General features: G+C 35.2%; 8 protein-coding genes and 1 pseudogene. 3 read left to right on the top strand and 6 right to left on the bottom strand.

Features of this window, described 5'->3' with window-relative positions; genetic code table 11:
* Nucleotides 1–236: pseudogene (locus BM088_RS23755) on the bottom strand (IS982 family transposase); the annotation flags it as partial.
* Nucleotides 237–309: 73 nt separating this feature from the next.
* Nucleotides 310–1,056: a substrate-binding periplasmic protein gene (locus BM088_RS23750; RefSeq protein WP_091990779.1), complete on the bottom strand. Its 747-nt coding sequence runs from the start codon at nt 1,054–1,056 to the stop codon at nt 310–312.
* 216 nt (nt 1,057–1,272) lie between these two features.
* On the opposite strand from BM088_RS23750, the gene BM088_RS23745 reads away from it, so the two are divergent.
* Both BM088_RS23745 and BM088_RS23740 read left to right on the top strand, forming a co-directional pair.
* Nucleotides 1,273–1,905, top strand: coding sequence for an EF-hand domain-containing protein (locus BM088_RS23745; protein WP_091990776.1), 633 nt, complete (start codon nt 1,273–1,275; stop codon nt 1,903–1,905).
* 173 nt (nt 1,906–2,078) lie between these two features.
* Nucleotides 2,079–3,026: a hypothetical protein gene (locus BM088_RS23740; RefSeq protein ID WP_091990774.1), complete on the top strand. Its 948-nt coding sequence runs from the start codon at nt 2,079–2,081 to the stop codon at nt 3,024–3,026.
* On the opposite strand, the gene BM088_RS23735 is transcribed toward BM088_RS23740, so the two are convergent.
* From BM088_RS23735 to BM088_RS23720, 4 genes are read right to left on the bottom strand one after another with little or no spacing between them, the layout of a single operon-like run.
* Nucleotides 3,023–3,478 carry a DUF3106 domain-containing protein gene (locus tag BM088_RS23735; protein WP_177208160.1) on the bottom strand — a complete coding sequence of 152 codons (456 nt, stop codon included), beginning with the start codon at nt 3,476–3,478 and terminating at the stop codon, nt 3,023–3,025. The genes BM088_RS23740 and BM088_RS23735 overlap by 4 nt on opposite strands.
* Nucleotides 3,471–3,764, bottom strand: coding sequence for a hypothetical protein (locus tag BM088_RS23730; RefSeq protein ID WP_091990768.1), 294 nt, complete (start codon nt 3,762–3,764; stop codon nt 3,471–3,473). The genes BM088_RS23735 and BM088_RS23730 overlap by 8 nt, the downstream gene beginning before the upstream one ends.
* The gene (locus BM088_RS23725; RefSeq protein ID WP_091990766.1) at nt 3,742–4,143 is read right to left on the bottom strand and encodes a hypothetical protein; all 402 of its coding nucleotides are present in this window, start codon (nt 4,141–4,143) and stop codon (nt 3,742–3,744) included. Before BM088_RS23725 ends, BM088_RS23730 begins: the two co-directional genes overlap by 23 nt.
* A complete protein-coding gene (locus BM088_RS23720; RefSeq protein ID WP_091990763.1) occupies nt 4,127–4,762 on the bottom strand; it encodes an RNA polymerase sigma factor in 636 nt (211 codons plus the stop codon). The genes BM088_RS23725 and BM088_RS23720 overlap by 17 nt, the downstream gene beginning before the upstream one ends.
* A 432-nt stretch (nt 4,763–5,194) precedes the next feature.
* On the opposite strand from BM088_RS23720, the gene BM088_RS23715 reads away from it, so the two are divergent.
* Nucleotides 5,195–17,371: an Ig-like domain-containing protein gene (locus BM088_RS23715; RefSeq protein WP_091990760.1), complete on the top strand. Its 12,177-nt coding sequence runs from the start codon at nt 5,195–5,197 to the stop codon at nt 17,369–17,371.
* The last annotated feature ends 483 nt before the right edge of the window (nt 17,372–17,854 follow it).

The raw sequence follows: 17,854 nt of genomic DNA, 5'->3' as shown, positions 1-17,854 counted from the left end.
AATTGAGGGAAATACTCCCCCCAATATCGTCTGACCAGACCAATATAAAAGTTCTTGAAATCACGATGATTTGACTGATGAAAAGCAATCATAATAGTCATACATTCACTTGTAGACATTTTCGAACTGCGCCTACGCTTTTTAGTGCCGTCAGAGATTAATAGCGCTTCCCATTCGGGTAAAAACTGATGACAAAAATCATCGACATCGCAAAAAATTTCAATTAGTTTATTCATCTGCCCACCGTTATGCTTTCAAATCGTTCTTGGTCGAAAGATCTGATCGCTAGGTGGGCAATAAGTTCACTTCTTATCCAGAATTCAGGTTAGATACAATTTTTTTAATTTTACCTTGTGCAATTAAACGAGCAAAGGCACTTGCAAGTCTTTGCTTTAACTTTGGAGAAACCGATTTTTTACTAAGTGCAAAATAAATTGGATCCTGATGAATTACAAATGGATGAAACCAAATGCCCTCAAAATTTATATCATTTTTAACACCATGAATAATATTTCGTCTAGCCTCTAAGAAGCCACTCACTCTACCATGTTTTAATAATGCGAGTTTAGTATCGTTTTCTGTCACCGTAATAAACATATCTTGAAACTCTTCATGTTGCAGTAACTTTTGCACCTCATCACCATAATACGCATTTCTTTGCACTGCAACGGGTTTATCTAGGGTGATGATGTCATCGGTTTTGTTTAAAATGTATTGTGCGTTTTTTTGCATTGCAAAAACGATAGTTTCACTTCTAATAGGGCCAATGAAATAAAATAAAGTTTCTCTATTTTTTGTTTTTGACATGTTAAGTACCATATCTATTTCACCACTTCCTAGCATAGCTAATGCTCTGGCCCAAGCGACTTCTATCACTTCAAACTCACAATTAGCTTCACTTAATAAAGCTTGAGTGAATTCCATATCAATACCAAACCAACGGTTTTTCAAGTTTTTATGTGATTCTGGTGAATATTGCTCAAGGCGTACTTTAAAATGGCAGCAAAGGCTATTAAATGATAGTAAACAAAAAAGAATGAACATTAATATTCGCATAAGAGGTTACTTTTTTTGGGGATGTTTTTAGTATAGAGCATTTTAAAAGACTAAAAATATTATCTATATCTAATTGTTTATTAATAAATAATCTTTTTATTTTCTATATTTATTCAAATTCATTTACTTTAATTGTCAACCAAACGGTATTTGCTGCGTTTTAATATTTGAAATAACAAAATAGTGATAAACAACCAAACCCCGATGGAGTTCAAAATGACTATGATAACTAAAAAACTAAATATTGCAGTATTAACAGGTTTAATTTCAGTAACCGCTGCATTGTCTGCACCACAAACACTTGCTGAACAGCAACGTCGTGGTGGTAAGCCTGGACATAGTGCAGAACAAAAATTTAATCGTTTAGATGTAGACCAAAGTGGCGAATTAACTATCTCTGAAATGACAGATCCTACGATTGCTAAAGCTGAATTGAAAATAACTCAAAAAGATACAGATCAAGACGGAACGTTATCTTTAGAAGAGTTTAGCCAAACACGAAGTGGTGATAATCTTGATTTATCAACAATTGCAAATGAAATTGTATTATGTGTAACAGATTTAAAAGCTGAAGTTGGAGATGATAATATTGTAATACCTTCTGCCGATAGTTTTGTATCTAAAGCCGATAGATTTAATACAATTGATACTTCAGCAGACGGTTTTATTGACTTAGCAGAGCTTGAAGCTTCAATGCTAAATAAAGCAACAAGTGTGTTTTCAGCTACGGACACAGATATAAGTGATTCAATCAGTTTAGAGGAATTCACAGCTTCAAGTGACACACATAAAGCAACTAAGAAAGCAATTCGTCAATGTATTCATGAATTAACTGACGACGAAGAATAGTTACTTAGTATCGAATATGTTTATACCCAAGTAGTTAAGGTAAAGCTTAACTGCTTTTTTGTATCTCATTCTAAAAAATGTGTTTTTTTCCTCTTGAACTCAAGTATTACTAAACAATTCTGTATTATTCGTTACACTCACATAAACTACTATTGAAAATATCAAGGTCGACTTTGCGTACTCAAAATAACAATAAATATTGCAATTATTCAGCCGCTTTACTGCTATTAACTTTAACGACTCATGTAAGTGCGACAAATCTTAACATCAGTTATGGTCAGCAGGAATATCAAGTTAACTTCCAGGATGAAACCGTAACACTAAACCCTAATGGGAAGGGAGCCTTTTTTGGTACAAATTTAACTGATGATTTGAGTTTGAATCTAGATTACCAAACCTGGCAAGGCGATAAGAATATAAATAATCGATTTAATACCGATATGAAATTAGATACGCTCGGCGCAAGCTTGAATTATTATCTTGATGAATGGTCATTTTCTCTAAATTATAGTCAATCTGATATTGATACTGCTGTTTATGATTTGAAAAAGGCTGCGCAAACTCGTAATGAAAACACAGAGTCTTTTTCTGTGGGTGGGTCACTTGGTTATGGTTTTTCAAGTGGAACGTGGTTTTATGGTGTGCTTGTTTCTGGGTTATACAGTGAATGGGATTTTGATAAATCTCAAATAAAGGGCAAAATTAAATCTAATAAAGCGCCTAAAATTTTAACTGAAAAAAGCTCAGGTGACTCAACGAGCATTAGCAGCAGTTTATCAGCCGCACATTATTGGTCTTTGTCTGAAAATACAGGCGTTATGTTAGGTGCTTTATTATCGTGGAATTATCTTATTTCGGGCGATTCTGTATTAATTTCCCGAAATGGTAGAAATATAAATACAGGAGCAAATCAAAGGAATACGTCTCGAGGAACGGGTGCTAGAGCAACGAATGCCACAGCACTTAATTCAATTTCTGGCGATGATAGTTATGGTCAATTAGCCGTTTATATTTCTTATGATATTTCATCTAGCTGGTCAGTTGATTTGGATTCATCCGTTAATTTTGAAAGTGACTCAGATGCATTTACCTCGTCAGTGACCTTAGGGTATGTTTTTTAATGCCTTTTATTTTTTTGTCTCATTTTATCTTGTGTTTTTTTGTTCATTTTTTTCATATTACGTTTATTAAACTTATCCATTAGCTGGCGTTGTTTATCTTGCGGCAATTTCTGAAAACGCTGATGTGCATTACGTAATTGCTGTTGTTGCTCTGCTGGTATTTGTTTAAATTTATTAAACTGCTGTTTTAGTTTTGTTTGTTGTTGTGGATCTAACTTTTGCCACTGATCAAATTTATTAATTAAATCTGAGCGTTTTTGGGAGTCCATGGAGATCCAACGATTTGCCCCAAGTTGAAGTTTTTCTTGTTTGTCTGAAGGTAATTTATTCCAACTTGTTGAAAATTGCTTTAAAACTTTCTGTTGCTCAGGTGCTAATGCATTCCATTCAAGTGCTTGACCATAGGGAATAAAAACAAATAATGAAACTGTCAGTAATAATAATTTAATCATTGTTTTTCTCCTTAGGTTTTTGATCTTTAACTTTGTCATTAGCAGTTTTAATTGTTTCATTTTGAGCTTTTTTGAGCCTTTCTTTGTCATTTAGTTGGGCTGTTTTAATTTTTTTTGACTTTATATCTAATGGGCCAACTAGCTCTCCATTTACTTCAACCATGTCCGCTAAATATTCTAAAAAAGCCATATCAGGTATTTTTTCTGGTATCTTATTATTTGCATAAACGGCACATGGCGTCACTCCAGATATTAATAACACACTATAATAATGCATTTTTTTCATTTTCAGCCAGCCAAGTAACAAATTCTAACTCCTCTAAAAGTGCTAAGTCTTCAGTTGGAATATCGTTACTTATCATAGCAGAAGGTAACTGAGGAATATCCTGTTTATTATTGGTTGTAACTGATAAAGAAATTAATATCATTGCAGCAATAGGCGCTGAGACTTTCAAAAATGAACCTGAAAAAAAAGCTTCAAAACTCTCTGACAACAACGTTTTCTTTGATTTTAACTTACTTTTATTAAGTGCTAGTTTACGTACCTGAGCAATATCAGATAATACCTGTTCAGGCATATCGATAATATTTTTATCTAAAGCTGTATTTATATCTTTAACAATATGCACATCATTGTTTTTTATTTTGTCAGAAGGTAATGTCATTTTCTTCCTCCATTAATGTTCTTATCTTAATGACAGCCCTAGAATAGTGTGTTTTTACACTACCTTGAGAGCAACCCATAACATCGGCTGTCTGTGCGACCGACAACCCTTCCCAACTACGTAATAGAAAACATTGCTGCTGTTTGCCCGACAACTTTTTTAAATGATGTAAAGCTGCCGTTTGCTGTTCTGATTTTTCAAACTCTTTATCCGGCGTATTTGTTTGCGACACATAATGCTCAAAAGCCGGAAAGTCTTCATTTTCTTCATCGGGTGTATTTGATTTCCAAAAAAAGACTAAGTTTTTAACTTTTTGATGTCTATGCCAATCACGAATTCTATTTTGTAATATTTTATAAAATAATGGCTTCCATTCATTTGAAGGCCTGTCTTGATAATTCGTGACTAGTTTTATCATACTATCTTGTAGTAAATCTAAGGCATCAGCATGTGAGCCACTTGCAAAAGCCGCCATATGATATGCTCTTTTTTCAATATCTATCAAAAAAGCCTCCATGGTGATTTCGGTTGCTTTTTGCGTTTGCTCTAAATCATCTTCCGTTACAGAAATAGCATCGTGTCCGTATAAATTAATGTTTCGATTATAATTTTGATCCATATATACCGTAATTACAATGACTGTTTTTCAATGCAAACAACAAATCATTTAACAACAAAAGTTAACTCTACTATCTATAACGCTTAAGTATGAGTTTGGTTGACACTTTTTATAAAAATATAATCACAATAAATGAAAAAACTGCAAAAGGGGTACTTATTTTAATTATTAATAACTTACTTATCTGAAAACCTTAAAATTTTTCATGAAGTAGCTTACTTAATTCCCTAATTAAGGTACCTTCCCGCAGAGGTCAGACCTCAAGAAGTAATCACTATTATTAATCACTATTATTAATCACTATTATTAATCACTATTATTAATCACTATTATTAATCACTTTAATTTATAGATAGACATAGCTTCATTTAATTTAAACTTAAATAATTTATTTTCAAAATCTAATGTAGAACTTATTTAGCAAGGACTTTTATGCTGCACTCTAAATTAGCACGATATGTTATGTATTTAACATTAGCTATAACAGCTCATTTTTCATATTCATCAAATGATATCCCTCCTATATTAGGAGATTATTCAAACGTAGTAATGGGTACAGATTCTGATGATCAACTTTATCATGGAAACGGTAGTGACTTTTTATCTGGTTTAGCAGGAAATGATCAGTTATTTGGCTTAGGTGGCAATGATAAGCTAGATGGTGGAGCAGGGAATGATTACATCGATGGAGGAGAAGGTAATGATGTGCAGTTTGGTGGTGCTGATGATGACCAACTCGGTGGCGATACAGGAAATGACTGGTTAAGTGGTGGATTGGGAAATGATAAATATGTTGTTAGACCAAATAATGGTCAAGATACAATAAATAATAGTACCAGTGATGGCATTGACTGGGTTATTTTTAGTGGTGGCATAACAATTGATAAACTCAGTTATTACAGAGTTGGTGATGATTTAGAAATTAGAATTAAAGACTCTACGGATACTTTAACTATTACAAAGTGGTTTTTTGATGATTCATATCAGGTTGATTATATACAACCTGATACCTCTACAGGTATATCTGCTTCTCAAATAACAGCTCAAGCTATTGTAGATGATGGCAGTGGTGATACAGGTGGTGGAGATTCTGGAGGTGGAGATTCTGGAGGTGGGAATACTGACGGAGGTGATTCGGATAGTGATACTAATGCACATTTTGAGCCTCCGGTTACGGGCAATTATAAAAATGAAGTAACAGGAACTGATGAAGGTGAGCAGCTGTATTTTGGTAATGAAAGTGATTATCTGATTGGATTAGGTGGGGATGATCAACTTTTTGGCTTAGGTGGTAATGATAAGTTAAAAGGTGGTGATGGCAATGATTATTTTAATGGTGCTGAAGGAGATGATGTACAACTAGGAGGTTCAGGAGATGACCAACTAGGCGGTGATCCTGGGAATGATTGGTTAAGGGGTGGGTTAGGAAACGATAAATACGTTATTCGTCCAGGCAATGGAAAAGACACAATTAATAATTCTACCAGTGATGGTATAGATTGGATTTTATTTACCGATAGTTTAACCGAAGATGTATTAAGTTATTTTCAAGTCGGAGATAATCTTGAAATTAGAATCGAAAATACCGAAGACACAGTAACAGTTTTAGGTTGGTTTTTATCTCAAAATAATCAAGTCGATTATATTCAACCTTCTGGAAAAGCAGGAATTTCAGCTGCGCAGATAACGCAAATGGCAACGCCTGATGATACTGCTCCAGTTGAAAATCAGGCTCCACATATAACAAGTCAGCCAGTGATTACTGCAATCGACAATATTGCTTATTATTATAAGGTTGAAGCAGAAGATCCTGCAGATAACATATTATTCTCATTAAATACTGCACCCGCAGGCTTAATTATCAATCAAGTTTCAGGTGAAATTAGCTGGACACCCACAATAGATCAGATTGGTAATCACAATGTTGAAGTTCTAGTAACAGATAGTGAAGGACTTACTGACAGTCAGAGCTTTACTCTTGTCGTTGAGAAAAATGATTATCCGCCAAAAATAACCAGTTCACCTATAGAAACAGCAATAGAAATTACACCTTATTATTACGATGTTGAAGCACAAGATGATGAAAATGGGCTTGTTTTTTCTTTAACACAAGCACCTACAGGTTTAACAATAGATGCTAATACAGGTGAAATAAAGTGGACACCAACGACCGAACAAATTGGTGAACATAATATACAAGTTGTAGTTACCGATACTGATGGTCTAACTGATACACAAAATTTTACCATTGTAGTTGCGAAAAAAACTTATCCTCCAAAAATAACCAGTACACCTCCAATACAAGCTTTTGTTAGTCGCGGCTATGATTATAATTTAGTGATAAATGATTTTGATCAGAAAGATAATTTCGAATTTTTTTTGCTCTTATCCCCAACAGGTATGAGTATAGATAAGAGAGAGGGTAATATTTTTTGGTCACCAGAAGAGAGTGATATTGGCGATCATATAATAAAAGTGCAAGTTAAAGATGATACGGGTTTAACAGCAGAGCAAACCTTTAACATAAACGTTATTCTGAATCACAGCCCCAAGATTATTTCCCCTCCAGAAATTTTTTCTCTTTCTAACCAAGTCTATCGTTACGAAGTTAAAGCCGTTGATTCAGACGGTGATAATTTAACATATAGCCTTTTAGAAAAGCCAGAAGGCATGACTATTAGTGGAGAGGGAGTGATTAACTGGCTAGCAACTCAAAAGTCTAAAGAATCGATTGAGGTACAAGTTTCTGATACTTATGGTTTTAAAGAGATTCAGTCCTATGTGTTAATTACAGTAGATGATACAGACTTTGATGGTGTGAATGATCAAATAGATCAATGTCCTGACTCTGTTATAGATGAAACTGTTAACGATAACGGCTGTACTGAAAGTCAAATCACACAACAAAAACGACTTCGAAATTCCAAAGTACCTAAAACAGGTTCTAATCAAGTATTACGTGCTTTTGATGATGCAAGCTTAAATTGGGGGGCTGAACGTCACTATATTCAAAACCCAGGGGACCAATATGTAGTTGATCAGGTAAATAACTTAGTTTGGCAAGATGATATAGATACCGTTAATTTAAAGCTTAACTATCCTGCAGCAACAGCATATTGTGATGCGCTAGAACTTGGCGGTATTACTGATTGGTACCTTCCCTCACGGTTGCAAATATTATTTTTACTTGATTATTCAAAAGGTAATCATAATCGTGCACTATTAGACACTGCGTTTCAAAATGTACCAGAATCAGATAGAAGTGATGCATCATATTTTGATTATTGGGTAAGTGAAGTATCACATCTAATATTAAATGGTGGTGCAGAATATGATGTAGCAAGCCAAATAAATATCTTTACAGGTAAAGTTAATGGTAGAAATGGCATAAACCATATGTATGAAACTTCTCATGTAAGGTGTGTGAGTGGAAATTCCACATTTAAACCTGAATATGAGTTAGCATCAACTAATTATTCTGTTTTTCGCTCAGATGTTAGTTTAATTGATAATACTAATAATATCATGTGGCAACTTAATAAAAATGATATTGATAAATCTTTATTTACTTGGAAAGAGGCTATAAATTACTGTGAAAATATAGTTCATGCTAATGCAAATGATTGGCGATTGCCTAATATAAATGAATTGCAATCTGTAAGTACCGAAGAAGATTTTCAAAAATATAAATATCAATATAATGGCATACGTTTTTTAGCTGGTTATAAATGGGATATTTGGTCTACAACGCCTACAATTTCAAGAAGTCATGTGTATTCTTTTGGTAAAGATATGACTCGATTTTATAGAACCTTGACAATATCTCCTACGGATGATGAAAAGGCAAGAGTTTTATGTGTTCGTGACTTTAGCAAGCCAAAAATTATATTAGAGGTACCTACAGAAATAACTTTTGGCCAAAACATATCGTTAGATGCAAGTAAAAGCAAAAGTGACGATGGTGAGGTTATCGAGTTTCGTTGGTTTAATTATTTAAATAAAGCTCATTTATCTGGCGCTGTCATAACAACAAGGCATTTTCCTGTTGGTATGAATGAAATTCAATTAACAGTTAAAAATAATAGAGGTGTTCAAACAAAAAAAACTATTTTTATTAATGTAAAACCTTCATCTAGTAATACTAAACCTGTTGCCTATAACAAGGTATTTGATTTTAAAGCAACACATAAAAATGTGTATCCAATAAGTTTGTCCGGAACTGATGCCGATGGAGATAACTTAATATATGAAATCATACAAAAACCTAAAACGGGTTATCTTAAAACTGTAGAACCATATTCAGATGATTTTACATTTGAATATTTTTCAGGGGAAGGTACAAGTGATAACATTGTTTTTCGGATTTTTGATGGTCAAAGCTATTCTGACGAAGCTGTCATTACAATAAACACACTTGGTGTTGTCGCAGTGCCTCATATAGAGCGACATAGTTGGTATGCTACGGAAGAGGACATACCTATTGATATTGTTTTAGAAGGCTATGATAGAGATGGTGATAGTGTCACATTTTCAAGTTTAGATAAGCGAATAGTTATTAATGGAAACATAGCTACTTTCACACCATTTCGAAACGTAGCAGGGATACAGGAGTTCAACTTTTATGCAAGTGATAATAAAGGAAATTTTGGAGGAGCTTATATTCGCGTTACTGTAAGTCAGATTAATGATGCACCTATTGCGGAATCAAAAAGCTTTACAGTGCAGCAAGATGAATTGCTTAACTTTATACTACCTGCTATGGATGTTGATAATACGAATATAAGTTATCAATTACTGAGTCAGCCTCAACATGGTCAGCTAACATTAACGGAAAATAAAGTTGTTTATACACCTGCTGATAATTATGTTGGCAGGGAGAGTTTTACTTATAAAGCAAGTGATGGGTCGTTAGATTCAAATATAGCAAATATTACAATTAATATATTACCACCAAACTCACCACCAATTGCATTTGATGATAATGTAAAAATTAAACATGAACAAAGTTTTTTAGATATAACACTCCAAGCAACAGATACCTTTACAAAGAAGTTAACATTTTACTTAGTTGGTCAGCCCATCCATGGAAGACTCGAATTCACTGGTAATAACAGCTCTTCATTTTTTAATACTTTACGTTATTTTCCAAATAGTAAATATTCAGGCAATGATAGTTTTACCTTCAAAGTAAATGATGGCAAGTTAGACTCAAATATTGCAACAATAAGTATTAGCACTTCGGATACTAATAAAGCACCTATTGCGATATCTAGCAATATTGAATTGGTTGAAGATGTAGAAACGAATATTACATTACAGGCTAATGATGAAAACTCCGATGATTTAACATACCAATTAGTCACTTTACCAACTTATGGGCAGGTAGTTATTTCAGATAATAATGTGGTTTATACGCCCAGTGAAAATTACTTTGGCAATGATAGTTTTAGTTTTAAAGCAAATGATAGTGCATTGAATTCAAACATTGCAATGGTGAATCTAACTATTGTGCCTGTGAATGATGAACCAAATGCACAAACTCAAAAAATTTATTTATCAGGCACAACTGCAAGTGTTAAGTTTACTTTAACTGCAACAGATCCAGACTCAACCGCCTTAACTTATCAGGTTATTGATGTGTCAAAATATGGGCAGATAGAGGTAGTTAATAATGACGTTATTTATACCAAACCTCCTGGTTTTGTTGGGGAGGATAGTATTACCTTTAAAGCAAATGATGGTATGTTAGATTCTGAAAATGCCACTATTATTTTTGAACTGTGGCCAGGGAAAGTTGATGATATTGTTGCTGATGCAGGTGAAGATATTAGTATTACTGTAGGTGAAGAAGTTTCTTTTGATGCAACGAATAGTAGGGCTAAAAAAGGTATTGCATCTTATGAATGGTCACTTGCGAATGACATATTAAGTACTGAAGCTATTTTTACAACTACTAACTTACCTGTTGGTATTAATACTGTGATACTAAAAGTTACAGATATGAATGGTTTAGAGGGTAGTGACGAAGTTCAAATCAGTGTGAATTATCAGTTACAGCAATGTGAGGTAAAACAGGTCGAAGATGATTCTGATTATATCGATAGTTATCCTGAAAAAAATATCTCATGGACAGGCAAAAATTATACTGACGTTGCTGAAATTGAAAAAGCCTTTAATCATGCCAGATTTATTGATCAAACAATTAATAAATATCTGAAAATGCCAACTCAGGCTACCTGGGATGCCATGTCTGCACAGGAACAAGGTTTATTTTTAATAAACAGTGAAAGAGAAGCCCGAGGTATTAAACCTTATGTCGGTATCAGCACTGAAATTGCAGAAGTAGCAATGCAATATGCTGAGCATATCAGATCAAATAATGAGGTTATTACGCATACAAGAAGCAGTGATAATGCAAGTCCGACAGATCGTCTGAATGAAAATGCTAAAATAGCGGCAAATAATGAAGGCACTCTAGAAAGCTTGGCAGCCTATATGGGAGAGAATAGCAGCGGTGCACTTGTTAATGCTATTTATAGTTGGACTTATGCAGATAAATATCCATTAAGTGGGGTTGCCTGGGGTCATAGAAGTCATAATTTATATACCCAGTTTCTAGCTAATAGTTATTCAAAATTTAGTGAAGGCTTGTTAGGTTTTGGCATTTCAGTTGGTGATTATGATCCGACCACAAATAATCCAGATAAGCAGGGTTCCGTGGTTGTTATGAACAGTTTAAAACCTGGAGAATCTTGGGATTATAGCAATACCAAAATTGTTGATACCAGGAATGCACATCAATGTGCAGATGATCTTGCATTGACTATAGATAACTCGCAAGTTTCTCTTATTGGGTTAAAAGCCATCACTATCAGCCCGACAAATATATCACTGGCAATAAATGAGACTGAATCATTTACAGTAACAGGTTTATTTGAAGATGGCTCTGAGCAGGATTTATCTGCCGGAGTTAGTTTTATAGCCGATGAACGTTCTGTTATAGCAATAGAACAAGGTTTAATAACGGGTAAACTTGCGGGAAAAGCGACAGTTTCTGCCAGAGTAGGCCAATTGCATTCTAATCGTATATCAGTTTATGTTGGGGTAAAAACGGATACCAGTAATTTAGTTGATAATAGTGCCGAACAGTTATTAAAGCATATACCTGTGAATGCGACTAAAAAGCAGTACGACCCTAAAGCAGTCAGTATATTTACGGGATTAGTATTAGATAAATCGGGTATTGGTATAAGTGGGGTTAACATTGCATTTCATAATAAACCTGAGTTAGGCAGTGTATTAACTGATGTAGAAGGCCGTTTTATAATTACAGCCGCATCAGGAGGTCAAACCCTTGTTTATTCTAAACCAAATTATCTGACAGTACACCGAAGTACGATTGCCGCAAGTAATAACTGGGCAAGACTAGCCGATGTAACCTTATTAGCTTTAGATAACAAAAAGACAGCCATAAATTTAAACTCTGGTGAAGTACAAGTTCATCAATCTTCGATGATCTCTGATGAATTTGGTAGCCGGGCAACTACCTTAGTTTTTAATGATGTGACTTCTGCAACTGTATGGTCAAAAGATGGCAGCAGTCGACAGCTATCTGAATTTTTTGTACAGGCAACTGAATATGAAACTCCTGGTTCTATGCCTGGAAATCTACCTGAAGAATCGGCATTTACTTATTGTTCTGAATTACAAATACCTGGTGTAGGTGATGATGAAAATGTGGTATTTAACAGCCCGGTTGTTATGTATGTTGATAATTTTTTAGAATTTTCAGTAGGTGAAATCGTTCCTGTCGGCTATTTCGACCGAATTGATAGTAAATGGAAAGCATCTGAAAATGGTGTAGTAGTTAAATTACTTGATAGTAATAATGATGGCGTTGTTGATGGTTTAGATTACACCGGCGATAACCTTGCAGATGATATTAATAATAATGGCAGTACGTCAGATGAAATTGCGGGAATAGAAGGCTATAGCCCTGGTGCAACCTACTGGCGCGGTGCGTTCAATCATTTCACGCCTTTCGATTATAACTGGCCGGCAAATACTGACGGTACTTATCCTGTTGATATAAATGTACAAAGTGAACAAGAAGATCCACAAGATAACGAATGTGCTTCGGTTAATTCATATATCAAACCTAAGTCTTTATCTTTTCATGAAGATATTGCGGTTGCAGGCACAGGATTAACTTTACATTATTCCAGCCAGAGAACCCATGGCTATCATCATAAGATCTCAGCGAATGTAAGTGGCGAAACCATACCAGATGGTGTGATTGAAATGCTGGCAACGCTGGAAATTGGTGGTAAACGTTTAGTGCAATCTTTTGCGCCTGATACATTACAAAATGTTGAATTTATCTGGGATGGTACCGATGTAAACGGTGAGGTAATGCATGGTGCCAGCAGAGGTCGTTTAAGTATAGGTTATAAATATCAGGCTGAATATTTTAGTGCGGGTAATATTGCCGAATCAGGCCTGACTCTAAATAGCTTTGCAACAGCTTGGGCACAATGGGGAACAGACTCTTTAGGTATTCAAAGCCGAGAAGACATCATAAGGTGGAGTGTTGGAGTTGTTACGTTATTTAATGCACCAATAAGCCAGATTGCCAATGGTTGGTCTTTATCAAATCATCATGTACTAGGACCTAATAGATTGATTTATAAAGGTGATGGTGAGGTTAAAGAAGTAAATGTTCAGACTAATATTTTTAAAACTGACATTACCCAAAGCCAGTACATAGGAGACGATGGTTATTATCAAAGTGCAGGGCGAGATATAGATTATAGTGTTGATGAACAAGGTATATTAACGGATCATGTCACTAAACTTAAATGGCAATACCAGCCCGTAAACCAAGTTGAATTTACGAGTTACCCAGATGCCTATCAATATTGTGCAGCATTAGAGTTAGGTAATGAAAAAAATTGGAGATTACCTTACAGAACAGAAATTACTTATGCGGTACACAAATCAGCAGGTAATTTTGATTTTCCGATTTACAATATGGCGGCAAATAACTTTTGGTTTAAAGGAGCTGTAAATCAAGAAAAACCAACTCCTGTATTATGTGTAAGTGGTGAGCGTTTATTTACTATAGCCCATACATATCGCGTTAATAATGAAGTTAAGCAAATTCAGATTGATCATAAAAATGGCTTAATGTGGCAAGATACACCATCCGTTGTCGAAGACACATTTAGCTGGACCGATAGTTTGGATATGTGTGAAAGTCTTGAGCATGCAGGCTTTTCGAATTGGCGCCTGCCTAATATAAATGAATTGAAAAGTGCTGAATTTGATATATCTGGGTTTAAATATGCATTAGATATGGCCGGTTTTTGGTCTTCAACGCCAAACATATTAGATCCGGAAAATCAGGCATGGTTGGCTTGGTCGTTAGGTTCAAGCCCGGCCGAATCTCATAATGAAAAAAACTTAGCCCGTTGTGTTAGAACTGATACTACAAACAGTGCTGTGAGCCCTTATATATTTGATAGTTCAGGTAAACATATCAAAACCATTGATATGACGACGGGTAAAACCTTAACGACTTTTCAGTATGATCAACAAGGCCGTTTAATTAGCTTAGAAGACAGGTTTGATAATACCATTAGTATCAGCCGTAATGCGCAGGGAATTGCCACACAAATAACCTCACCAGATGGTTTTGTGACTAAGTTAACCGTAGATGAAAATCATGATTTAACCCGCGCCGAATATGACGATGGCTCAGCCTATACCTTTGCTTATATTGATAGCTTAATGACAGAGGAAATGGATCCTAATGGCAATCAATACGACAAAGTTTATAGCAGTATTGGTCGTATTGAACAAACTCAGGATCCGGAAGGCGGGCAGTGGAACTTCTTTAATCTGCAAAATAAACTCACAAACGTGACAAGCTATGGTTATACCACCGCAGAAAACAACCGCTATCAATCTGCATCATCATTACTTTTAAATGGTGATAGTAAACTGGTTACCACTTATGCTGATAACAGCCAACGTGAAAAAATCACACAGGCCGATGGTTTAAAAGAGTCATTAAATGTATCTGATACCTATAGTGTGATAGATAAAATTATTGATGAAAAAACCAATCAACCTATTCCCCATGTGATCACCACTACTATGCCCAGTGGCTTAAAAAGTGTGACACAAATAGATAAAACCTATGGTGATAACGGCACTGATACCAGTAAAATTACAGTAACAGTTAATAGTAATAATAAAGTGAATACGGTATTTAAAAATATAAATACCGGTGAGCAAATTAATACTACTGCTGGAAATCGCACTATTAACTACATGACGGATCCGCAGACTCAATTACATATGAGCACACAAGTGAGCGGATTAACAGCCAGTGAAAATCAATATGATGCTAAGGGCAGGTTAATTAGCTCCAGTATGGGCGACCGTGTAACAAGGTATACCTATGATGATGTAAACAGCAAAGGTGGCTTAACGGCGATAACCGATGCGAAAGGTTATAGCACTTATTTTGAATACGATATTATGGGCAGAGTGATCAAGACCACTTACCCTGATGGTGGCGTACTTGAACAGAGTTATGACTTTAACGGCAATATGTTATCGCTCACCCCTCCGGGCCAGCCAGAACATAGGTTTAACTACAACTCGGTAGATAATGCCACGGCTTATACACCGCCTGTTGTAACTACTGTAGATGGTCAAAACGAAGCTGAAGCAGTACCTGCTCCTGCCACCACTTATGATTATGATAAAGACCGTAAATTAACCAAAGTGACCAGACCTGACGGCCAGATAGTGTCGGTAAATTACACCAAGGGCACAGATCAAGTGGCCAGTATGGATATACCGCGTGGTACTTACAGTTATAGCTATGATCAACATGGTAAAATGACAGCAGTAATTGCACCAGATAATAGCAAAGTCAGCTATGAATATGATGGTAGCCTGCCGATTAGTGAAACCCTAACGGGTGAGATTAACGGCACAATAAGCCAGACATTTAATAATGATTTTAATGTGACGCAGCAATGCATTAATTCAACTAATTGTATTGATTATCAATATGAACATGATGGCTTAGTGACAGCAGCAGGCGACTTAACGATAAGCCATGAAGCACAAAAAGGCGGCATCATTAATGGCACTAAACTCATTAATATTACAAGCAATTTTGACCATAATACTTTTGCTGAAAGACAAGCTGAAACCGTTGATTTTAATGCCACGCAACTGTTTAGTGTTGACTATACCCGTGACAAGTTAGGTCGTATTACTCAAAAAGTAGAAGTTGTTGCTAACACGACTAAAACAACTGAATACGAATATGGTTTAGGTGGCCGATTAACTCAAGTAAAAACCGATGGTAATATTACAGCAACATATGGTTTTGGCAAAAACGGTAATCGAACTCACATTGATGGAGTAGAAGTTGCTACTTTTGATACACAAGATCGAATTACTAGTTTTAAAGGTAACCGATATACTTATAATGAAAATGGAGAGTTACAATCTAAAACGAATACAGTAATTAATGAGCTAACGAATTATAGTTATGATGTTTTAGGTAACTTACTGGCTGTTAATATACCTGATGAAGGAAGCTCTGAAAACAGAGTTAATATTGATTATATTGTTGATGGGTTAAATAGACGCATAGGTAAAAAAGTTAACGGTGTTTTAATCAAGGGTTGGTTATATCAAGGCCAACTAAACCCTGTGGCAGAGCTAGATGCGAGTAACAATATCGTTTCTCGATTTGTCTATGCAGACAGAGTAAATATTCCGTCGTATATGATAAAAGGCGGGAAAACCTACCGTATTATTCCTGATCACTTGGGTAGTCCGAGACTTGTAGTTAACGCAGAAACTGGCGAAATTGCACAAGCGTTGGAATACGATGTTTGGGGAAATATAACGTCAGATACAAATCCGGATTTTCAACCATTTGGTTTTGCAGGCGGTTTATACGATAGAGATACTAAATTAACCCGATTTGGTGCCAGGGATTATGACGCTGAAATAGGTCGTTGGACTAGTAAAGATCCAATTAGGTTTGCAGGCGGGGATTCTAATATATATGGTTATGTATTGGGTGATCCTGTTAATTATTTTGATCCAAATGGTTTAAAGCGCCAAATTCATTTTATACGTGGTATACCTAGCGACGGCAAGCCCTATTACTCTATTGCAGGTAATCACGGATTCTATACGCCCCAACATGCCAATTTTTATAGCGTTTTAGCGGCAGGAAAAGAAACTGGAAAATTGAACTTACTTTCGAGATGGAACCAAATAAATACAGATGTCGGGCATTTTGGAACGTTTGACTTCCAAAGAGAAGCTCAAGGCTCTAGCACAGACTTTTACTTTATACTGGCTTTTACTGACTCCTCTAATTATGCAGTTGGTGTTTATATGTTTGGGGCCGGTTATAGTATTAGTGAAATGAATAGTATAGCTGGTGGTTTCGCTAACTTACTTTCCTCAAACAGTGGTGACCAAATACAAAAAACAATGTGGGAAGCTGGTTGGAAAGATGCAAAAAATGGGAATCTAAAGTTTACTAACAGTTGCCCCAGTAAATAAATTACGAGAGGAATTTCAAGTGTATAATCTTTTTAAATTTAAGTATCATTTGGCAGTAAATTGTATATTAATGATGTTATTTGTATTTTATACATCCAGTTGTTTTAAAACTGGAAGTGAAGATATTTCTCCAACTTCTTTTGGTTGCATGTTAAATGCCCTATATATAGCAGTTCCTTGTTTGTTTTTCGCTGTAATATCGAACTTTATTTGGCTAGTCAAAACTTTTTGTAGTGGAAACTCAGTTGAGAAAAGAAAACAGTTTACAATAATATTTCTTGTTAGTCTTTTATGGGGGATATTATATTTATATGTAGTGAAAAATATCAATTAACTTACACCTTTTGTATTCATTTATAAGCCATACCTAAGACTTATGCCTCGTATATTACGGGGCATTCTTGCTGGAATTAAATAAATGACAGTTGTTCGAGTGGCAGGTAAAACCCGATAGCCGAACTTGATAGCAATAGTAATGTGATA

The organism is Pseudoalteromonas denitrificans DSM 6059, from assembly GCF_900112265.1.
In the GTDB taxonomy this organism is placed as follows: domain Bacteria; phylum Pseudomonadota; class Gammaproteobacteria; order Enterobacterales; family Alteromonadaceae; genus Pseudoalteromonas; species Pseudoalteromonas denitrificans.
The sequence above is the reverse complement of the archived record's forward strand: the minus strand, read 5'-3'. Positions and strand labels throughout refer to the sequence as shown.